The sequence below is a fragment of the Amycolatopsis orientalis genome, assembly GCF_000943515.2.
GTDB lineage: Bacteria > Actinomycetota > Actinomycetes > Mycobacteriales > Pseudonocardiaceae > Amycolatopsis > Amycolatopsis orientalis.
Map to the genome: position 1 here is coordinate 5,181,102 of NZ_CP016174.1, position 18,994 is coordinate 5,200,095.

Annotated in this window: 20 protein-coding genes; 8 read left to right on the plus strand and 12 right to left on the minus strand. The window is 70.1% G+C overall.

Translation table 11 applies throughout. The features are described 5' to 3' along the window. Positions 1-61 precede the first annotated feature (61 nt). Both SD37_RS22690 and SD37_RS22695 read left to right on the plus strand, forming a co-directional pair. The gene (locus SD37_RS22690; RefSeq protein WP_044854987.1) at positions 62-673 is read left to right on the plus strand and encodes a TetR/AcrR family transcriptional regulator; all 612 of its coding nucleotides are present in this window, start codon (positions 62-64) and stop codon (positions 671-673) included. Then, positions 670-1,734 (plus strand): DmpA family aminopeptidase, encoded by a 1,065-nt coding sequence (locus SD37_RS22695; protein WP_044854986.1) that lies wholly within the window; start codon positions 670-672, stop codon positions 1,732-1,734. The genes SD37_RS22690 and SD37_RS22695 overlap by 4 nt, the downstream gene beginning before the upstream one ends. A gap of 93 nt (positions 1,735-1,827) precedes the next feature. On the opposite strand, the gene SD37_RS22700 is transcribed toward SD37_RS22695, so the two are convergent. Together SD37_RS22700 and SD37_RS22705 are read right to left on the minus strand one after the other, a co-directional pair. Continuing rightward, entirely contained in the window at positions 1,828-2,109 is a 282-nt protein-coding gene (locus SD37_RS22700) for a hypothetical protein (protein WP_044854985.1), read from the minus strand. A 23-nt stretch (positions 2,110-2,132) separates the two neighbouring features. Then, positions 2,133-2,399 carry a hypothetical protein gene (locus tag SD37_RS22705; protein ID WP_044854984.1) on the minus strand — a complete coding sequence of 89 codons (267 nt, stop codon included), beginning with the start codon at positions 2,397-2,399 and terminating at the stop codon, positions 2,133-2,135. A gap of 154 nt (positions 2,400-2,553) precedes the next feature. Here SD37_RS22705 and SD37_RS22710 point away from each other — a divergent pair, with 154 nt between their 5' ends. The 3 genes from SD37_RS22710 to SD37_RS22720 are packed head-to-tail and all read left to right on the plus strand — an operon-like array spanning position 2,554 to position 4,546. Next, positions 2,554-2,976 (plus strand): helix-turn-helix domain-containing protein, encoded by a 423-nt coding sequence (locus SD37_RS22710; RefSeq protein WP_044854983.1) that lies wholly within the window; start codon positions 2,554-2,556, stop codon positions 2,974-2,976. A 2-nt stretch (positions 2,977-2,978) separates the two neighbouring features. Continuing rightward, the gene (locus SD37_RS22715; RefSeq protein WP_044854982.1) at positions 2,979-3,461 is read left to right on the plus strand and encodes an ImmA/IrrE family metallo-endopeptidase; all 483 of its coding nucleotides are present in this window, start codon (positions 2,979-2,981) and stop codon (positions 3,459-3,461) included. Continuing rightward, a complete protein-coding gene (locus SD37_RS22720; RefSeq protein ID WP_044854981.1) occupies positions 3,458-4,546 on the plus strand; it encodes an MAB_1171c family putative transporter in 1,089 nt (362 codons plus the stop codon). Before SD37_RS22715 ends, SD37_RS22720 begins: the two co-directional genes overlap by 4 nt. A 33-nt stretch (positions 4,547-4,579) precedes the next feature. Here the strand turns inward: SD37_RS22720 and SD37_RS22725 are convergent, their stop codons facing one another. Beyond that, positions 4,580-5,500 (minus strand): AraC family transcriptional regulator, encoded by a 921-nt coding sequence (locus SD37_RS22725; RefSeq protein WP_044854980.1) that lies wholly within the window; start codon positions 5,498-5,500, stop codon positions 4,580-4,582. An 81-nt stretch (positions 5,501-5,581) separates the two neighbouring features. Between SD37_RS22725 and SD37_RS22730 the strand changes: the two genes are divergently transcribed. Beyond that, a complete protein-coding gene (locus SD37_RS22730; RefSeq protein WP_145926697.1) occupies positions 5,582-6,400 on the plus strand; it encodes an NAD(P)H-binding protein in 819 nt (272 codons plus the stop codon). A gap of 29 nt (positions 6,401-6,429) precedes the next feature. Here SD37_RS22730 and SD37_RS22735 read toward each other — a convergent pair whose 3' ends face one another. From SD37_RS22735 to SD37_RS22755, 5 genes are all read right to left on the minus strand, one after another. Further along, positions 6,430-9,216, minus strand: coding sequence for an AfsR/SARP family transcriptional regulator (locus SD37_RS22735; protein ID WP_083255047.1), 2,787 nt, complete (start codon positions 9,214-9,216; stop codon positions 6,430-6,432). Positions 9,217-9,275: 59 nt separating this feature from the next. Next, the gene (locus SD37_RS22740) at positions 9,276-10,187 is read right to left on the minus strand and encodes an aminoglycoside phosphotransferase family protein (protein ID WP_174567848.1); all 912 of its coding nucleotides are present in this window, start codon (positions 10,185-10,187) and stop codon (positions 9,276-9,278) included. Between the two features lie 55 nt (positions 10,188-10,242). After that, positions 10,243-11,172 (minus strand): homocysteine S-methyltransferase, encoded by a 930-nt coding sequence (gene mmuM / locus SD37_RS22745; RefSeq protein WP_145926954.1) that lies wholly within the window; start codon positions 11,170-11,172, stop codon positions 10,243-10,245. A 115-nt stretch (positions 11,173-11,287) separates the two neighbouring features. Continuing rightward, a complete protein-coding gene (locus tag SD37_RS22750; protein ID WP_044855083.1) occupies positions 11,288-11,752 on the minus strand; it encodes an SRPBCC family protein in 465 nt (154 codons plus the stop codon). Continuing rightward, entirely contained in the window at positions 11,749-12,243 is a 495-nt protein-coding gene (locus SD37_RS22755) for an RNA polymerase sigma factor (protein WP_044854978.1), read from the minus strand. The genes SD37_RS22750 and SD37_RS22755 overlap by 4 nt, the downstream gene beginning before the upstream one ends. A gap of 145 nt (positions 12,244-12,388) precedes the next feature. Between SD37_RS22755 and SD37_RS22760 the strand changes: the two genes are divergently transcribed. Further along, on the plus strand, positions 12,389-13,240 hold the full coding sequence (locus tag SD37_RS22760) for an alpha/beta fold hydrolase (protein ID WP_044854977.1): 852 nt from the start codon (positions 12,389-12,391) through the stop codon (positions 13,238-13,240). A gap of 15 nt (positions 13,241-13,255) precedes the next feature. Here the strand turns inward: SD37_RS22760 and SD37_RS43215 are convergent, their stop codons facing one another. The 3 genes from SD37_RS43215 to SD37_RS22770 all read right to left on the minus strand — a co-directional run bounded on the left by SD37_RS43215 (position 13,256) and on the right by SD37_RS22770 (position 16,147). After that, on the minus strand, positions 13,256-13,420 hold the full coding sequence (locus SD37_RS43215; protein ID WP_167369601.1) for a hypothetical protein: 165 nt from the start codon (positions 13,418-13,420) through the stop codon (positions 13,256-13,258). A gap of 211 nt (positions 13,421-13,631) precedes the next feature. Continuing rightward, entirely contained in the window at positions 13,632-14,546 is a 915-nt protein-coding gene (gene pdxS, locus SD37_RS22765) for a pyridoxal 5'-phosphate synthase lyase subunit PdxS (RefSeq protein WP_034307818.1), read from the minus strand. Between the two features lie 188 nt (positions 14,547-14,734). Further along, positions 14,735-16,147, minus strand: coding sequence for an FAD-binding oxidoreductase (locus SD37_RS22770; RefSeq protein WP_065912934.1), 1,413 nt, complete (start codon positions 16,145-16,147; stop codon positions 14,735-14,737). A 174-nt stretch (positions 16,148-16,321) separates the two neighbouring features. Between SD37_RS22770 and SD37_RS22775 the strand changes: the two genes are divergently transcribed. Further along, positions 16,322-18,430 (plus strand): elongation factor G-like protein EF-G2, encoded by a 2,109-nt coding sequence (locus tag SD37_RS22775; RefSeq protein ID WP_065912935.1) that lies wholly within the window; start codon positions 16,322-16,324, stop codon positions 18,428-18,430. Positions 18,431-18,490: 60 nt separating this feature from the next. On the opposite strand, the gene SD37_RS22780 is transcribed toward SD37_RS22775, so the two are convergent. After that, positions 18,491-18,988, minus strand: a complete 498-nt coding sequence (locus SD37_RS22780; RefSeq protein ID WP_044854974.1) for an XdhC family protein — start codon at positions 18,986-18,988, stop codon at positions 18,491-18,493. Between the last annotated feature and the right edge of the window lie 6 nt (positions 18,989-18,994).

Sequence of the window (18,994 nt, forward strand, 5' to 3'; positions counted from 1 at the left end):
CGTCAAGACCTATCCGCGATCAGCTCTTGCGTTTTTCGAACAAGATTCGAAGAATGAGGGCATGGCAAGACCCAGCAAGGCACCGGAACGGCGAGCGGAACTGATCGAGGTGGCGCGGCGCGCCGTCGTCGAACGCGGGGTCCTGAACCTGCGGCTACGGGACATCGCCGAGGGCGCGGGGCTGTCGTCGGGCTCGGTCCTGTACTACTTCCCCACCCTCGCCGACCTGCTCCAGGAGGTACAGCGGGAGGCGGTGGCGCGCTTCTGCTCGGCGAGGGAACAGGCGGCCGCCGCGAAAACCGACCCGGGAGAGCGGCTGCGCTCGATGATCCGCAGCGGTCTGCCGACCGGCCCGGACGACGAACTCTGCGTGCTGCTCTACGAACTCGGCACGATCGCCCGCCGGGATCCCGTGTACGCGGCACGCCACATCGCGCTCTTCGAACAGCAGGTGCGGATCTATACCGGCATCCTCGAAGCCGGCGCCGCCACCGGCGAGTTCACCCTGACCGCGGACGCGGTGTCCATCGCGCGGAACCTCGTCGCGCTGGAGGACGGCTACGGCCTGCACCTCACCCAGGCCGTGCCGACGCTGGAGACCGCCACCGCCGAAGCGATGCTGCTCTCCTACGCCCGCACCGCCACCTCGAACCCCTTGGAGGAACGGTCATGACCCGCGCCCGCGACCTGGGTGTCCCCCTGCCCGGCCGGACCGGCGAGCACAACGCGCTCACCGACGTCCCCGGCGTCGAGATCGGTTACACGACGCTCGTCGAAGGCGAGTCCGTGCGCACCGGGGTCACCGCCGTCCTGCCGCGCGGACGTGCGGACTTCGCCGTGCCGTGCGCCGCCGGGACGTACGCCCTCAACGGCAACGGCGAGATGACCGGCACCGCCTGGCTGGCCGAGACCGGGTCGCTGACTCTGCCGGTGCTGATCACCTCGACGCACGCGGTCGGCGCGTGTCACCGCGGCGTGATCGACTGGGTGGTGCGCGAACGACCCGACGTGGCGGCAGAATGGCTGCTGCCGGTGGTCGCCGAGACCTGGGACGGCTATCTCAACGACAGCACCGCGCCGACCATCCACAGTGGACACGCCGTCGCCGCGATCGACGCCGCGGGCGGCGGGGTGCCCGAGGAGGGTTCCGTCGGCGGCGGAACCGGGATGACCTGTTACGGCTTCAAGGGTGGCACCGGCACCGCATCGCGTCTGGTGTCCTATGGGGACGATGAGTACACCGTGGGAGTGTTGGTACAGGCCAACTTCGGCTCACGCCACGAACTCACCGTGGCCGGTGCGCGGGTCGGTCTCGAACTGAGCGCCGACAATCCGATGGAGGAGGCCTGGTCGGCGCCGTCGGGCGCGGGATCGGTGATCGTGCTCGTGGGCACCGACGCTCCCCTTCTCCCCGGGCAGTGCACGTCGCTCGCGCGCCGCGTCCCGCTCGGCCTCGCCCGCACGGGCACCACCGGGTCGCATTTCTCCGGCGATCTCTTCCTCGCGTTCAGCACGGCGAACCCCGGCGCGCTGACCAGCCGGTTCCCGCGGACGACGGAGGCCGAGTACGAGAACCTCCGGTTCGTTCCGTGGGGCAGGCTCGACCCGTTCTTCGAAGCCGTGGTCCAGGCGACCGAAGAGGCGGTGCTCAACGCGCTGTTCGCGAACGAGGAGATGACCGGCCACCGAGGTCACCGGGTCCCCGCCCTCCCCCGAACCCCCTGGCGACCCTGACCCCATGCATTTCGTCCTCTGAATGCGTTAGTTGCGTGCGCAAGGACCGCATCCAGAGGACGAAATGCGGGAGGCTCGGCTCCGCCGCACGGCCTACTTCGTGCAGTGGATCCCGGCTTCACCCCGGTACATCACGGAGCTGATCCTCACCGAGTACAGGTGGATGGTCACGCACCGCTCCTGCGCGAACCCGTACATGGAGGCCTCGTTGTAGGCCTGCGCCAACGCCGTCCGCTTGGCCGAGGCCGACGTCTTCTCCACGGTGGTCCCGAGGAACGCGCGGGTCTCCTCGGCGTTCGCCACCCCCGGTGCGAGTGTCATGAGTCCCGCGAGGACCACGGCGGCCCCCGTCGCGCGGGCGATCGTTCTGTTCATGGTTTCCCCTCCTGATTTTGATTTCATCGCTGGCAGTAGAGCCAGACGGTCGCGCTGTAGTAGCTCGTGTGTGACCGGACGTCGGCGCTGCGCCGATAGCACTGCGAGTCCAGCCAGCCGGTGTTGCGCGCGAAGGTGCGGGCGACCTTTTCCGCCGAGCTGATGGCGTCGCTCGGGTACGGTCCGATGCCGGTGGCGTAGAAGTCCCCCGTCTCCACGGCGAAAGCGGGCGGCGCCGACAAGGCCACCGCGGCCACCGCCAGGGCGGCCGCGGTCAGCAACTTCTTCATGAGAGCTCCCCTCTGAGTCGTCAGCCAGAATCGACTGACTCCCTTCAGTCATTCATCTCAGCTAACGTGATGACCGTAAGGGAGCGTCGGTTCGCCTGTCAACTCATGTGAACGACTATCTTGATCAGATTCATTTCAGCTTACGGAGGTGGCGATGACCGAACCACGGGCGACCACGCTCACCGAACGGATCGACCGCCTTTTCCAGGTGGTCCGGCGGCCCGACGGTGAGCAGTACAGTCACGAAGAGGTGGCCCGGGCCTGCCGGGAGAGCACCGGCGAATCGTTTTCCGCCACCTACCTCTGGCAGCTGCGGACGGGTCGTAGGGACAACCCGACCAAACGGCACCTCGAAGCGCTCGCGGGGTTCTTCCAGGTGCCGCCCGCTTACTTCTTCGACGACGAGCAAGGGAGAGCTCTTGCCGAAGAGGTCGAGTTGCTGGGAGCGTTACGCAACGTCGCCGTGCGGAATCTGGCGTTGCGCGCGGTGACGTTGTCCGAGGAGGGGCTCGGCACCGTGTCCGACATCGTCGAGGCGATCAAGCGGCGCGAGGCCATGCGTGACCAGGGGGAGTAACCATGTTCGGCAGGAAGAGTGCGCTCTGGCGCAGATGTGAGCGGATCGCGGCCACCGTGCGACTACCGGAACCGTTCGACGTCGCCACGTTGTTCGGCGAGGTCGCGGCGATGCGGGGGCGGCCCATCGAGCTGGTGGCGCTCGAGGCGCGGCCGGGGGCGCCGTGCGGGGTGCTCGCGGCCACCGATCGGGCGGATTACGTGTTCTACACGCGGGACACGTCTCCGTTGCACCAGCGGCACATCCTGCTGCACGAACTCGGCCATCTGCTGTGCGGGCACGTCGAAGGCGAGGTGCGGCCGGAGGCGATCGCCGCGATGGTCGCGCCCTCGCTTTCGGTGGACCTGGTCCGCCGCGTCCTCGGCCGCACGACGTACGCGGAGGAGCAGGAGAAGGAGGCTGAACTCTTCGCGTCGTTGCTCATGCGCCGAGCCACGAACACCGGGCCGGAAACCGACCGGCTGCGCCACGCCCTCGGTTCGTGATCAGCTATCTTTCCGCCGCGCTGCTCGCGTCGATCGGCATCACCAGGCTGCTGACGGTTCGTGCCGGGCCGAGGCATCTGGTCACGTTCTTCCTCAGCATGGCGGCAGGCCTCGCCGTTTCCGCCGATGCCACGGTCCGATTGCTCGGCGACGACCTGCTCCCGCGGCTGGTCACCAACGCGCTGCAACTGCTCGCGATGCGCGCGCTGGTCCAGGTGGTCCGAAGTACCCGGTCACCGGAAAAGCCGACGCCATTCTGGCCCATCTTGCTGTGCTGGGCGCTGATGGCCCTGTGTTACGTCGACATCGTCCCGCATCGGCTCGAAGTGGGCACGCCCGCGTTCCAGTGGCGTCCGAGCGTCGTCGCTTACCAGGTGGTCCTCACGACATACGGGGTCACCTGCTTGGTGATGTTCACGCGCACGCTGGCCCGCAGCGCCGCTGCCCGTCCACGAGGGACGTTCCGGACCGGGCTGCGGATCCTGGTCTGCGCCGCCGTCGTGACCATCGCGTGGGTGCTGTTCTCCGGCCTTCCCTCGCTGTGGCTGGAGATCACCGACCTCGCGGACCTCGATTTCATGCCGCGCGCCCGCCTCGTCGGACTCGGCGCGATGGTGCTGTGGGTCCTCGGCGGACTGTTCACCACCTGGGACGGCGCGCTCCGGCTGACGCGCGCGTGGCGAGGGATCCGGGCGGTGACACCGTTGTGGAAGGAACTCGTCGCCGCCCATCCGCAGATCGCGCTGCCCGCGCGCCACGATCTCGAGTTCACGTTGTACCGCAGGGTGATCGAGATCCGTGACGGTCTCCTCGCGCTGCGGGCCCACGTTCCGCCCCAGCTCGGCGACTGGCTGCGGGCCCCGGTCGACGAACCCACGCGCGCCGCCGCCGAACTCGCGGCGGCGCTGGTGATGCGCGAGGCGGGCCGCAGCTGGCCGCGTCCTCCGAACGGCCCGGAGGTGGCACATCCCGGCGTGCGGGAGGAAGGCGCCTGGCTGAGCGCGGTGTCGTCCGCGTTCACCCACTCCCTCGTCGTGCGGGAAGTACGGGAACGCGCACTGGCCGAAGCCGGGCGTCCTGCCTGACGGCGACCGCCGAGAATCCGGCGCCGGCACGGCTCAGCCCGCGCGGTAGACGCTCGGGCTCACGCCGCGGACTCGTTTGAATGCCGCACTGAAGGCGAAGCCGTCCGCGTAGCCGACCTGGCTCGCCACCGACGCCACCGGCGTATCCTGCCTGCGCAGCAGGTCGGCGGCCAGCGTCATCCGCCAGCCGGTCAAGTAAGCCAGGGGCGGCTCGCCGACCAGCGCGGTGAACCGCCGCGCGAACGCCGCCCTGGACGCGCCGGCGACCTTGGCCAGGGTGACCACCGTCCACGGACGGCCCGGCTCGGCGTGCATGGCCCGCAGCACCGGCCCGATCATCGGGTCGCCGAGCGCGGAGAACCACGCAGGCGGCTCGGTGTCCTCGTGCGCGAACCAAGCCCGCAGCGTGCACACCAGAAGAAGATCCAGCAGCCGGTCCAGGACGACCTGCTGCCCGGGTTCGAGCGAGCACACCTCGTCGACGAACAGCTTCAGTTCCGGAAACGGCACGGACTCGCCCGATACCACCAGCGCCGGGGGAAGCGCATCCAGCAGCCGCCTGCCCACCTCGCCCGGCGCCCGGTACGCGCCGACCACGAGGGTGGCGCCATCACCGGTGACCAGAGGGGCGGGGGCGGCGCTGTCCACCCGGAACTCGCCGGACGGAGCGACCGTGCACAGCTCACCCCGGCGCACGGTCGCGACGGGCTGACGGCCTGGTTCGTCGGCGACCACGAACGGCTCCGGCCCGCGGACCACGGCCATCGCGTTGGGAGCGAGCCGCACCGGCTCGCCGTCGACGGGCAGCACCCAGCTGGACCCCTCCAGAGCCGCGCAGAGGGTCAGCTCGGCCTCGTGCACATAACGCACCGACCAGGGCGGTGTGAGTACCGAGTGACCCAGCAGGGCACCGTCGGCACGGACGCCGCGAACCAGATCGGCGAAAGGATCCATGACGACAGCGTAGACGAATGGACATGCAATCGAGCAGATCAATGATGTTCTGTCTACTCCCCCGGCGGTTGACTGGATCTCATGACAACAACGACCTTGGTTCTCGGCGGCACCGGCAAGACCGGCCGCCACGTGGTTACCGGCCTGCGTGCGGCAGGGCACCGGGTGCGGCCCGCGTCCCGCTCTGGCGAGGTGCGCTTCGACTGGACCGACGAGTCCACGTGGGCCGCGGCGGTGACCGGCGCCGACGCGGTCTACCTGGCGTTGCCGGACGACGATGTCACCGGGGCCCGGCCGTTCATCCGGTTCGCCGTAGAGCGCGGCGTACGCCGCCTGGTCGCGCTGTCCGGGCGCGGCATCGAGGAGTACGGGCTGCCGGAGCTGCTGGACGTCGAGCACGCGGTCCGCGAGTCCGGCGTGGACTGGACGATCCTCCGGCCGAGCTGGTTCAACCAGAACTTCGACCTCGGCCAGTTCCGTGACTACGTGCTCGCCGGGGACCTGCGCGTGCCGACCGGCGACGGGCGAGAGCCTTTCATCGACGCCACCGACATCGCCGCGGTCGCCGTGGCGGCGCTCACCGATCCCCGCCACACCGGGAAGACCTATGAGCTCACCGGCCCACGGTCGTTGAGCTTCGGTGACGCGGCGGCGGAGATCGCCAGAGCCTGCGGGCGGAAAGTGACGTTCACCGACGTCACCGAAGACGAGTTCCTCAAGGAGCAGGAAGCCGCCGGGGTCCCGGAGAGCTGGGCGAAACTGCTGGCGATGGTGTTCGACAGGATCCGGCGCGGCGAGCACGAGCCGGTGAGCCCGGACGTCGCCGCTGTGCTCGGCCGCGACCCGATGGACTTCGCCGACTACGCCACGGCCGCCTGGGGTCGTGGCGTACTCGGATGACACCAGCCGGCTCTTCAGACAGCGGGCGGTCAGGCGCCGGTCAGGGTGCCGAGCAGACGCGCGCAGGCGGCCGCGCTGCTGCGGTTGCCCGCCCCGGTGAACCGCGAGGACGCGCCGGTCAGCACCTTCGCGGCGGCCTGACGCTGGCCCAGCGTCGTGTAGGTGCGGCCGATGTCGAGCCGGACCTGCGCCGCGCAAAGCTCGTCCGACAGCGATTCGAGCAGGTCGAGCGCACGGCGCAGACAGGACATCGCGACTCTCGGGTCCCGGCGCCGCAGGTGCAGTTGTCCTTGCCTGCGCAGGACGAGCGCCATCCGGTGCGGATCGTCGAGTTCGACGCAGAGCCGCCAGGCCTCGTCCAGTTCGGCCTCGGCTTCGTCGAGCAGGTCGAGGTCGGCGCTCGCGACGGCGTACGACGTGTGGAGATGCGCCATGCCGAGGACGTCGCCGATCTCGGTGAAGATCGCCAGCGCGCGCTTGGCGGTCTCCCGCGATTCCCCGGGCCGCCCGGTCGACCGGGCGACGACGCAGAGCCCGGTCAGCGCCCTGGCCCGCCCGGCGGGATCGCCGATGCGTTCGCTGATCCGGTACGACTCGGTGAGCGTCCTGGTCGCCTCCGGGTAGTCGTCCCAGTACAGGTGGATCTGGCCGATTCCGCGCAGCAGCGCGGCTTCCCCGCGTGCGCAGCCCGACGTCCTTGCCGCCGCGAGCGCGCGCCGGTGGCATCGCGACCATTCCGCGTACAGTCCACTGTGGTCGAAATAAGACGCGGCGACCACGGCGATTTCCCAGGCCAGTTCCCCCAATCCGGCGGCCGCCGCTTGCGAGACGGCGGCTTCCAGCGAGTGAAGCTCGCTCTGGAACCACGAAAGCGGTTCGGCCACGGGCGTTTCGTCGAGCGCGGTACGGGCCGCCGTACCGGGTTCAGGCCGGAGCACACTGCCCGGCAGCCGGGCCGCGGCCTTCTCCGCGAGCCAAAGCCACCCGCCGAGCACCCGTTCGACGGCTTCCGCGCGCTCCCTTTCCGGCTCGGCGCCGACTTCCTCGACGGCGAACGCGCGCAGCAGTTCGTGCACCCGGTAGCGAGGAGTGCCGCTGTCGCGGGAAATCGGCTGGATCATGTGCCGGTGCCGCAGGTCTTCGAGCGCGCCGTCGACGCGATCGGGCTCGCCGCCGTCCGCCAGCGCGGCCGCCCAGGCGGGGAAGTCGGCCGTCGGCAGGAGACCCAGCCTGCGGAAGAGGCGCTGCCGGTCCGGCGCCAGCTGCCGGTATCCGAGGGAAAGGCTGCTGCGGACGGCGAGGTCCCCGGTGCGGAGCCAGTCGAGCCGTCGCCGTTCGACGGACAGTTCGACGGCGACGTCGGCGAGTCTCCAGCCGGACCGGTCGCCGATCCTGCTCCCGACGATCCGCAGTGCCAGCGGAAGACCACCGCAGTATTCGAGGACCTGTTGGGCGGCAACGGAATCCTCGTCGAACTCGCCGGACTCGGTGAGCCTCGCGAGCAACGCGGCCGCGTCGGCGGACGGCAGGACGTCGACCGGGACCGGGCGGCCGATCTCAAGGCCGTCCAAGGCGAACCGGCTGGTCACGAGCACCGCGCAGCCTCCGCCCGCGGGAAGCAGTGGCCGCAGCTGGGCCTCACCGGCGGCGTCGTCGAGGACCAGCAGGACCCGGCGCCCGTGGACCAGGCTGCGGAACAGGCAGGCGCTTTCGTCGACGTCGGCGGGGACGGCGTCGGCGGGGACACCGAACGCGCGCAGGAAGCCGGCGAGGACGGCCTCCGGTGGGCGAGGTTCGTTCGTGGTGCCGCGCAAGGAGGCGAAGAGCGTGCCGTCCGGGTACGCCTCGGCGACCTGATGCGCGAGCCGGATCGCCAACGACGACTTACCGATCCCGCCCGCGCCGGTGAGCAGCAGGACACGCGGTGTCTCGCGCTCCTCGTCCGGGGTCAGTTCCGCCAGCAGGTCCGCGACGAGCGCGTCGCGGCCGACGAAATCCGGGATACCGGGCGGCAACTGGCTCGGCACCACGGATTCCCGGTACGCGGGGTGGTGGCACGCGGTCACACCCGGGCTGTCACGCAGGATCTCGCCGTGCAGCGCGCGGATCGCCGGGGACGGTTCGATGCCCAGTTCGTCGACCAGCCCCTGGCGCCATTTCCCGTAGACGTCGAGTGCCTCGGCCGCCCGGCCCGCCCTGGCGAGCGCGATCATCAACTGCCCGCAGGTCCGCTCGCGGAATGGGGCCGTGGCGAGATTGTCGCGCAGTTCGGGCACCAGGCGGTCGTGCTCGCCGAGTCCGAGTTCGGCCTCGATCCGGTCCTCCAGCACGGAAAGCCGCTGGTCCTCCCAGCGCGCGATGACCTCGGCGGCGGCGGGGACCCCGGCGAGCACCGGCCCGCGCCACAGCGCGAGCGCCTCCCGGAGACGCTGCGCGGCCTCATGATGGCATTGGCGCATGAGCAGTTCGCGGCCTTCAGCGGCCAGCCGGGTGAACAGGCCGGTGTCGGTCTCCTCCGGCCGCACGTCGAGAAGGTACGCCGCGCCCCTGGTCAGGATCGGCTGGTCCCCCAGCGGTGACCGCAGATTCCGGCGAAGTCCGGAGATCAGGCCCTGGACCTGCACCTTCGCCGATGCCGGCGGAGCGGCACCCCAGAGTTCGTCGATGATCCGGTCGGAGGAGACCAGTTGCCCCGCCTGGATGAGCAACAGGGCGAAAAGCCGCCGTGCCTGCGGCGGGCCGAGCGGGAGATCCACCCCCGCCCATTCGGCGGCAGGCTCCCCCAATAAGCGATAAAAGCGTTCTCCTATCCTCATGAAGCCCCCTTCGATGTGACAGCCAGTCTCAGAGTGTCACAGCCGAGCAGGCGTGGGCGTCATCCGTTCGGGCGAATCGCCGAGCGGTCGGGGCGAGCCAACGCGAGTAGTTCGTCGAGCGCCCCCTCCGGACCGCCGTAGGTCAGGTGCGCGATGACGAACATGGGCGCGATCACGCGGCTCCAGGCGAAAAGCCGGTCCCCGTCGAGTCCGCACGCGGCCGCCACCACCTGGCAACGAGCCTCGACACCCTCATGCCCGGCGCCGCCCACCACGTAGTCGACGGCGTCGAAACACGGATCACCCACGCACGCCTTCGGGTCGATCGCGACGAGACCGCGTGACGGGCCACCGTCCAGGACGTTGCCGGGATGGAGATCACCGTGCAGCAACACCTTCGTGGACTGGGTGTCCAGCAACGTCTCGCATCGCCGGATGGCCCGCTGCCAGGTGCCCTCGTCGATCCGCGCGGCGATGGCCGGTTCGGAGAGCCTCCGGCCGATGCGGGTGAAGGACTCCTCGAACCGGCCGCGCAGATCCGACCGCCACCGCGGCGGCACGGGTACCGAATGCAGCGCGGCGAGCAGCTCACCCCATTGTCCCGGCAGGGAAGCCCGCGGCAGATCTTCGGCGACGGTGCCGGGCAAGATCTCTTCCAACACCATCGCCCCGGCCTCCGCGTCGGCGGCCAGCAAGGCCGGAACCCGGCCCGATTCCGTGAAGACGCGCAGCATTTCGACCTGGCCGGCCAGCAAGGTCTTGTCCGGGCTGAGCTTGAGCACGGCGGGTGTGCCGTCGGGCCATCGACAGCGCAGGACGACGGACGACGCTCCGCTCTCGAAGAGTTCCCCGAGCGCGAAACCCCACCGCGAGGCCAGACTCGCCGCGAGTGCCGGAACCTCCGCCAGCCACGCCTCGGCGTCGGGACCGAATCTCCCGACCAGCCGCGCGCGTACGTCGTCTATGTCCATCCCGGTAGCTTGCCCACCGGTGCCGGAGCACGTTCTCTCGGGCGTGCCCTCCGGTTCAGGCGTCCCGGACGGTGCTCACCGGCCGATCCGGACGGTCGATCGAGCCGATCACCTTCGCCAGCGTCCGGATCTGGTCCGGGCCCACCTGGCAGCAGCCACCGAGCAACCGCGCCCCCTGGTCGATCCAGCCGTTCACCCTGCCGGGATCGAAGGTCGGCTCGCCTCGCCAGGCCCGGGCGGCGGCGTCCCACGTCTGCCCGCTGTTGGGATAGACCACGGCGGGTTTCCCGGATTCCTCCACCGCCAGTGCGATCGCCGCGTCGACGTCCGGGGCGGGACTGCAGTTCATTCCCGTGGCGATGATCCGTTTCGCACCGGCGGCGACCGCGAAGGCTTCGGCGAGCGGCTGTCCGGCCCGCGTGCGCGCACCGTCCACCGTGTAGGAAAGCCAGGCGGGAACGTCGTATTCGTCGACGAGTTCGGCGAGTACGAGGGCCTCGTCGAGATCCGGGATCGTCTCCACGGCGAGGAAGTCCGGCTCCGCGGCGACCAGGACATCGAGCCGCCGCCGGTGAAACGCCGCGAGTTCGGCCTTCTGCAGACCGTAGCGGCCCCGGTATTCGCCCCCGTCCGCGGAGATCGCGCCATAGGGCCCGACCGACGCGGCCACCCACAACTCTCGATCGAGGGAGGCCCGTTCCGCCGCGACCCTGGCGAGTTCGACACTGCGCCGCAGCATGGCCGCCGTCGTTCCCTCGTCGATGCCGGCGGCGGAGAACCCCTCGAAGCTGACCTGGTAGCTCGCGGTCGTCGCGATGTCCGCGCCTGCCGAGTAGTAGGCCTCGTGTGCGGCGACGATGGTGCCGGGATCCTCCAGCAGCAGTCTCGCCGACCACAGCGCGCCGCTGAGATCGCATCCCGCCGCGGCCAGCTGGTTGGACAGTCCTCCGTCGAGTACCAACGGCCGCCGTGCCGGCAATGCCACCGTTTCCTCCTTGTTCGCCGAACCGCGGTCGCCGCTCTCCCCTCCCGCCAGGAAGATCGCGAGCGCCACGCTTGAGACGTTGATCGTCCCATGCGAGGCGCATCGGACAGCCGCGTCATCCTTCGGCCACGCGCTCGCGGAGGCGGGCGTGCATGCCGCGACCGAGCGGCCGCCCGGCTCGGCGCAGGACGGGGCCGAGCGTTCGAGTGCCCGGGACGCGGAGCGCGCCGAGGAACGCGAAGCGGGTCCCTGAACCTTCGGCGACAGCGGCCATCCCGCCGACCACCCGGCCGCTCTGCATCACGCACCAGCCGGACCGCAGGACGACGTCGAAGGAGTCCCGCAGCCCGAAGTGACCCGTGATGTCGGCGACCTGGTCTTCGCCGTCATCACGGATGATCCGCACCGAGCGGACGGTGCGCAGCAGTCGTGGCAGCTCGTTTTCCAGATCCGCGGCCACCGCCCAGACCCGGTCGAAGGGCGCGTCGAGCACGGCCTCGGTGATGAACGCGCCGGGCAGGGCCGCGGCGAGCACCCGCATCCGGGCGACCGCGTCGAGTTCGGTGACCGGCCAGCTCATCGGCTCCACTCCTTTCGGAAACTCTTGCGGGCGCGGGAAAGCCGCGACTTCACCGTGCCGGCGGGCACCCGCAGCACTTCCCCCGCCGTCTGCTCGTCGAGGCCTTCGATGTCACGGAGCACCAGCACCGCGCGGTGTTCGGGGCTCAGCCGGTCGAGCACGTCGCGGATGTCGACGGCGAGCTCCGGATCGCCGGCGGCCGGGACTTCGGCGAGTTCGGCGGGGACGGCGCGGCGGGACCGTTTCGCCACCCGCACGGCTTCGCGGACGGCGATCGCGCGTGCCCAGCCGAAGACCGCCGCGGGCTCGGCGAGCCGCGGCAGATTCCGGAAGATCGCGATCAGCGCCTCCTGGGCGGCGTCGGGTCCGTCGTCCAGCGCGATCGGGCCGCACAACCGCCCCACGTAAGGCGTGAGCAGGCCGAGCAGTTCCTGCATGGCGAGCGCGTCGCCGCGCTGGGCGGCACGCACGAGCTCGTCGAGTCCGGCCATTCGCCTCCTCACCTCGCGGGGTTCCGGCTGATAGAGGACGGCGGGCCCCGGATGGTTCCCGGGATCCAGGTCACACTTTCGCCGGGAACGTACTCGCCCCGCCGCTCCTCTCCCGATCGAGGACTCCGCAGGAAAGGACGCACCGATGAGACCGTTCCCCGAAGTAGCAGGAGTGAAGCACCGGTTCGTGGACGTCGCCGGTCTCCGGCTGCACGTCGCCGAGGCGGGTACCGGCACGCCGGTGCTGATGCTGCACAGCTTCCCGCAGCACTGGTACGCCTGGCGCCACGTGCTCCCCGGCTTGGCCGAACACCATCGCGTGCTCTGCCCGGACTTCCGGGGCGCCGGCTGGTCGGATTCGCCGAAATCCGGCTACGACACGCGCACCCGCGTCGACGACCTGATCGGCCTGCTGGACGCACTGGGGCTGGAGCGGGTTTCGCTCGTTTCACACGGCTGGGGCGCGTGGACCGGCTTCTTCCTCAGCCTCCGCGCGCCGAAACGGATCGAGAACCATCTCGCGCTCAACATGACACATCCGTGGCCGGACCGGACGGCGATCCGCGCTCAGGCCTGGCGGTTCTGGCACACCGCGCTCTGGGAGTACCCGCTGCTCGGACCGGCGGTGCTGCGGCACTGGCCCGGCCTGACCGGATTCCTGCTTCGCCGCTGGGGCGCGGCGGCCGACGCGATCTCCGAGTTCACCGAGGACAGCCGTCTGCCCGCCCACGCGCGAGCGGGCCAGGCACTGAACTGGCAGTTCGTCGTCCACGATCTGCCCCGGCTCAGGCAGTACCGCGAACTTCGGCTGAGTGTGCCGACCGAGATCCTCGTCGGTGGCCGCGACGTTTTGGTGCCGCCGGCCTTCCTGCGCGGTGGCGAGCGCTATGCCGACGACCTGCGCGTCCGGGTGCTCGAAGACTGCGGGCACCTCATCCCGGAGCAGCGGCCCGACGAGGTCGTTTCCGCCGCCCGGGCCCTGTTCGCCACCGCGTGACCTCTTCCTCCGCGCTTACTGGGCCGACACCCGGGCCTCGGCGCGGTGCGAGCGGATCCGCTTTCCCGCCCGGCGGGCTCGCTCGACCCACACGCTGCGACCGGCCTTCAGCATCTGCTCGGTCCGGTAGTCCACTTCGGCCAGCACCCCGGTGAGCAGAACGTCGTTGCTGTTCATCATCGTTTCCCCTCAGGAACTCACTACCTCGTTTGGTGATGACCAGATTCGTCCTGAGGGGTGCCTTCCGGCATCGGGTGATCACCTACATCGGGCGCGGATAGACCCCTTACTCCCGCTTATTCGCTGCTCGAAGGCCGTAAGGGCACCGGGTCCTTGACGCTGAGAAGCCCCGTGAACAGAAGTCCACGGGGCCTCTCAGTGTGTCGAGGCTCTACCAGCCGCGCTCGGAAAGACGGTGGGGCTCGGGCACGTCGTCGACGTTGATGCCGACCATGGCCTCGCCCAGACCCCGCGAAACCTTCGCGATGACGTCCGGGTCGTCGTAGAACGTGGTGGCCTTGACGATCGCCTCGGCACGCTGCGCCGGGTTGCCGGACTTGAAGATGCCGGAACCGACGAACACGCCTTCGGCGCCGAGCTGCATCATCATCGCGGCGTCGGCCGGGGTTGCGATGCCGCCCGCGGTGAACAGCACGACGGGGAGCTTGCCCTTCTCCGCGACCTCCTTGACGAGGTCGTACGGAGCCTGGAGTTCCTTCGCCGCGACGTAAAGCTCGTCCTCGGGCAGCGAGGAGAGGCGACGCAGCTCCGCGCGGATCTTGCGCATGTGCGTCGTCGCGTTCGAGACGTCGCCGGTGCCCGCCTCACCCTTGGAGCGGATCATCGCCGCGCCCTCGTTGATCCGACGCAGCGCCTCGCCGAGGTTGGTGGCACCACAGACGAAGGGGACGGTGAAAGCCCACTTGTCGATGTGGTTCTCGTAGTCGGCCGGGGTCAGCACCTCGGACTCGTCGATGTAGTCGACGCCGAGCGACTGCAGCAGCTGGGCCTCGACGAAGTGGCCGATGCGGGCCTTCGCCATGACCGGGATCGAGACGGCCTCGATGATGCCGTCGATCAGGTCGGGGTCGCTCATCCGCGCGACGCCGCCCTGCGCGCGGATGTCCGCGGGGACCCGCTCGAGTGCCATCACCGCGACGGCACCGGCGTCTTCGGCGATCTTCGCCTGCTCGGCGGTGACCACGTCCATGATCACACCGCCCTTGAGCATCTCCGCCATCCCGCGCTTGACCCGGGCGGTGCCGGTGAGCGAGGTGGTGGCCGTGTTCGTGGAGTCGTCAGACACTGCTGGACCTTTCGGAAAGCGCGCGAGGAGGGTGACCCTTCCGAGGGTAGGCCGCTTTTGGACCTCTCAAGCAGGCCAGTTCGCGACGATTTCAGCAGTCCACTGAGTGACGTGGCCCGCATTTGGTCCTCTGGATGCGGTGGTTGCGCGGGCAACTACCGCATCCAGAGGACGAAATGCGACGAGACCTAGCGCGCCAGGCCCTGCTCGAAGGCGAAAAGGCCATCCGGGTCGTACTTCCGCGCCACCCGCCGCAGCCCCGGCAGGCTCTCGCCGTAGTACGCCTTCGCCCAGTGCGGCATCTCCGGGTCGATGTAGTTGACGTAGCCCGCCTGCCCCAGCTCCCGGCCGAGTTCGTCCCTGACCTGGCCGATCACCTGCCGCGCCCGAGCCTCGCCATCACTCGTACCGCGGATCACCTGGATGCTTCCGAGCGCGTCCCGATGCGGGAAACACGATTCGCTCGACGGCACCCGCGCGATCGCCCCGCCATAGGCGTCGAAGATCGTGTACAGATCCGGATCGCTGGTCAGCAGCGAGGCGAGCGCGTCGGTGTCCGGCACCGGACGAGTGAGGATTCTCGAAGTGGCCACATAATCCGCCCGCTCACGGGCCGCGGCCGGGAACCCGGCCTCCTCGGCGAAGGCGCGCATCGAGGCCAGATGGCCCTGCTCGGTCACTTCGCGCTTGGTCGGCTGAGTGCCGACGCGGCGGACGAGGTCGTCGAGTAAGGGGTTCACCTGCGCGGCGGAGCCCACGAAACAACCGCCACAGTTCGCGACGGTCGCGCCGAGGCCCATCCCGGCCCACAGTTCGTCCGGCATCGCGGGTTGCCACTCCTGCCATGCCGCGACGAGGTCGGCGAGCACCGCGGGCGGGAAGGTCAGCGCGAAGTTGGTCAGCGTCCGCGCAGCCGCCGTCCTGAAGGTGAACGACGTGACGATGCCGAAGTTGCCGCCGCCACCGCCGCGCAATGCCCACAGCAGATCCGGCGCCGTCTCCGCCGACACGAGGCGCAGTTTCCCGTCCGCGCCGACGAACCGCACGGATTCCACGCTGTCGCAGGTCAAGCCGTACTTACGGGCCAGTACACCGATCCCGCCGCCGAGGGTCAGCCCGGCGATGCCGACCGCCGGACAGCTGCCGGCCGGCAACGCGCGGCCCGCCGCCGCCAAAGCCTCGTACACCTGGCCGAGTACCGCGCCCGCGCCGATCGCCGCCCGGCCGCCCGGCAGGATCTCGACCGAGGAAAGGCGGGACAGATCGACGATGAGCCCTCTGTCCACTATGGAGTATCCGGCGTAGCTGTGACCGCCGGAGCGTGCCGCGATCGGTACCTGATGCCGCGCCGCGAAATCGACACAGCGCCGGACATCGTCCTCGTTCGCGCAGACCGCGACACCGGCGGGCAGCCGGTGGTCGTACAGCGAGAAGAACCCGAGCCGTGCTTCGTCGTCCCCCGGCTCGCCGGGCCGGAACAGCGGGCCCGCCAGCCGGGCGCGCAGCCGCTCCCACTCGTCCCCGCCCTCGGGGCCGGGGACCACCGCCATCGCCGGAACCGCGCCTGCCAGCCTCAACACCGTCCGCCTGTCGAGCTCCATCGCTCATCCCCCACCCTCGGATTCGGTCGGATTCGCCTCCGGGTGTCCGCCATCGAGCATAGCGACGGGTCGACATTCGGGGGTTCCCTCGCCGGTCGCCTTGCCGCGACGGCGGTCGCGGGTGTGTGATCGAGGACACACCTGTACCCGGCGTCGTCTGGTGAGGAGACCGGCATGGCCGAAAAACAGAGCAAGAACGGAGACTCCGGGGCCGCCGTCGCTGTGGACGACCCGGCGAAAGTACGCAACGTGGTACTGGTCGGCCCGTCGGGATCCGGCAAGACGACGCTCGCCGAAGCGCTGCTCGCCGCGTCCGGCACGGTGACGCGGGCGGGCTCCGTCGTCGAGGGCACCACGGTCTGCGACCACGACCCCGCCGCGGTCCGGCAGCAGCGGTCGGTCGGCCTCTCGGTCGCGCCGGTGCTGCACCAGGGACACAAGATCAACCTCATCGACACCCCCGGGTACGCCGATTTCGTCGGGGAACTGCGGGCCGGGCTCCGTGCCGCCGACGCGGCGCTTTTCGTGGTCTGCGCAGCAGAAGGCGTCGATGCGGCCACGGTCGCGGTCTGGGAGGAATGCGCGGCCGTCGGGATGCCGAGGGCGGTGGTCGTCTCCCGGCTCGACCATCACCGCGCCGACCCCGCCGGTGAGATCGCGGCCTGCCAGGCCGCCTTCGGAGCCGGTGTCCTGCCGCTGTACCTGCCCGCCCGCGACGGGCTCGTCGGGCTCATCACGCGTCGCTACTTCGACTACTCGGACGGCTTCCCGCCCAAGATCGGCGAGCCGGACGAGGCCGATCTCGCCCGGCTGAACGAGGCCCGCAACGAACTGATCGAAGGGGTCATCGCCGAGAGCGAGGACGAGACCCTGATGGACCGGTACCTCGCCGGTGAGGAGATCGCCGAGGACACGCTGATCGCCGACCTCGAAACCGCCGTCGCCCGCGGGTCCTTCCATCCGGTGATCCCGGTGTGCGCGACGACCGGCGTCGGGCTCGCCGAAGTCCTCGACGGCATCGTGCGCGCCTTCCCGTCGCCGCTGGAACACGTCCCGCCGGAGGTCACCTCGCCCGACGGCGAGCCGCACGCGCATCTCCGCGCCGATCCCGACGGCCCGCTGGCGGCCGAGGTGGTCCGGACCGCGGTCGACTCCTACGTCGGACGGGTGTCACTGGTGCGGGTGTTCTCCGGGACATTGCGCCCGGAGCGCCCGGTGCACGTCTCGGGCCACGGTCTCGCCGAACGCGGGCACGAGGATCACGACGCCGACGAACGGGTCGCACATCTGTACTCCCCGCTCGGCGCGAACCTGCGCGAAGTCCCGTATTGCGTCGCGGGCGACCTCTGCGCGCTCACGAAGGTCGGCTCGGCGGAAACGGGCGACACCGTCTCCTCGCCCGACGACCCGCTGATCATGAAACCGTGGACGATGCCGGAGCCGCTGCTGCCGGTCGCCGTGATCGCGAAGACGCGCAGCGACGAGGACACGCTGGCGCGCAACCTCTCCCGGCTGGTCGCGGGCGATCCGACCCTGCGCCTGGACCGCAACGCCGAGACCAACCAGCTGGTGCTGTGGTGCATGGGCGAGGCGCACGCCGACGTCGTGCTGTCACGGCTGCGGGCGGGCGGCGCCGACGTGGACACCGAACCCGTCCGCATCAGCCTGCGTTCGACCTTCGCCGGACCGGGCCGTGGGCACGGACGGCACGTCAAGCAGTCCGGCGGCCACGGCCAGTTCGCCGTCTGCGACATCGAAGTCCAGCCGCTGCCGCGGGGTTCGGGTTTCGAGTTCGTGGACAAGGTCGTCGGCGGCTCGGTGCCCCACCAGTTCATCCCGAGTGTCGAAAAGGGAGTCCGGGCTCAAGCCCAACGGGGGCTGGTCGACGGCCATCCGCTGATCGACATCCGGGTGACCCTCGTCGACGGCAAGGCGCACAGTGTCGATTCGTCGGACGCGGCGTTCCAGACCGCGGGTGCGCTGGCGCTCAAGGAAGCCGCCGCGGCCGCGAAGATCGTGTTGCTCGAACCACTCGAAGAGGTGGCGGTGCGGCTACCGGACGAGCATCTGGGCACCGTGCTGGGTGATCTGTCGTCCCGGCGTGGACGCGTTCTCGGCACCGAATCGGGTGAAGGCGGCCGCACCGTCATCCGCGCCGAAGTGCCCGCCGTGGAACTGCTGCGCTACGCGATCGATCTGCGCTCACTGACCTCGGGCACGGCGACGTTCCCCCGTAAGCACGCGCGGTTCGAGCCGATGCCGGAAGGAGCCGTGGCCCGCTGACCCCTCGCGTTTAGTCCTCTGGATGCGGTGATCGCACACGCGAGTACCGCATCCAGAGGACTAAACGCGTGGCGAGGAGAACTCGAAGCCGCCCGGACGGCCATTCCGGTCGGCGAGCAGACCGGCGAGGGTCGCGATGGCGATCTCGGGCGGCGTACGCGAGCCGATGTTCAGGCCGACCGGGCGATGCACGCGCGCGATCCGGTCTTCCGGGACGTCCAGCGCCTTGAGGGCGGACACATGCGGACCGGCGTGGCGCGGATTGCCCAGCACGCCGACCCAGCGGGCCGGGCGGTCGAGGACGGCCTTGAGCACCTCGCCGAGTTCGGGCCGGTCATGGTCGGTGACGACCACGTCGGTATCCGAGCCCAGTTCCGGCACCGTCGAGACGGCCTCGAAGCCGTTCTCGACGTCGGTCGCCCGCGCGCCGTCCGGCTCCAGCAACACCGTCGTGTACCCGAGGTCCTTGCCGTAGCGCAGGAGGAACGACGCCACCGGCGTCGCGAACACCGCCACCAGTACCCGCTGTTCGTCAGTCACGCGCCCATCCTCCCGCATTTCGTC

Coding starts and splice junctions, on each gene's coding strand:
- SD37_RS22690 (WP_044854987.1), top strand. CDS start 62: ATGGCAAGACCCAGCAAGGCACCGGAACGGCGAGCGGAACTGATCGAG.
- SD37_RS22695 (WP_044854986.1), top strand. CDS start 670: ATGACCCGCGCCCGCGACCTGGGTGTCCCCCTGCCCGGCCGGACCGGC.
- SD37_RS22700 (WP_044854985.1), bottom strand. CDS start 2,109: ATGAACAGAACGATCGCCCGCGCGACGGGGGCCGCCGTGGTCCTCGCG.
- SD37_RS22705 (WP_044854984.1), bottom strand. CDS start 2,399: ATGAAGAAGTTGCTGACCGCGGCCGCCCTGGCGGTGGCCGCGGTGGCC.
- SD37_RS22710 (WP_044854983.1), top strand. CDS start 2,554: ATGACCGAACCACGGGCGACCACGCTCACCGAACGGATCGACCGCCTT.
- SD37_RS22715 (WP_044854982.1), top strand. CDS start 2,979: ATGTTCGGCAGGAAGAGTGCGCTCTGGCGCAGATGTGAGCGGATCGCG.
- SD37_RS22725 (WP_044854980.1), bottom strand. CDS start 5,500: ATGGATCCTTTCGCCGATCTGGTTCGCGGCGTCCGTGCCGACGGTGCC.
- SD37_RS22730 (WP_145926697.1), top strand. CDS start 5,582: ATGACAACAACGACCTTGGTTCTCGGCGGCACCGGCAAGACCGGCCGC.
- SD37_RS22735 (WP_083255047.1), bottom strand. CDS start 9,216: ATGAGGATAGGAGAACGCTTTTATCGCTTATTGGGGGAGCCTGCCGCC.
- SD37_RS22740 (WP_174567848.1), bottom strand. CDS start 10,187: ATGGACATAGACGACGTACGCGCGCGGCTGGTCGGGAGATTCGGTCCC.
- SD37_RS22750 (WP_044855083.1), bottom strand. CDS start 11,752: ATGAGCTGGCCGGTCACCGAACTCGACGCGGTCGCCCGGATGCGGGTG.
- SD37_RS22755 (WP_044854978.1), bottom strand. CDS start 12,243: ATGGCCGGACTCGACGAGCTCGTGCGTGCCGCCCAGCGCGGCGACGCG.
- SD37_RS22760 (WP_044854977.1), top strand. CDS start 12,389: ATGAGACCGTTCCCCGAAGTAGCAGGAGTGAAGCACCGGTTCGTGGAC.
- SD37_RS43215 (WP_167369601.1), bottom strand. CDS start 13,420: ATGATGAACAGCAACGACGTTCTGCTCACCGGGGTGCTGGCCGAAGTG.
- SD37_RS22770 (WP_065912934.1), bottom strand. CDS start 16,147: ATGGAGCTCGACAGGCGGACGGTGTTGAGGCTGGCAGGCGCGGTTCCG.
- SD37_RS22775 (WP_065912935.1), top strand. CDS start 16,322: ATGGCCGAAAAACAGAGCAAGAACGGAGACTCCGGGGCCGCCGTCGCT.
- SD37_RS22780 (WP_044854974.1), bottom strand. CDS start 18,988: ATGCGGGAGGATGGGCGCGTGACTGACGAACAGCGGGTACTGGTGGCG.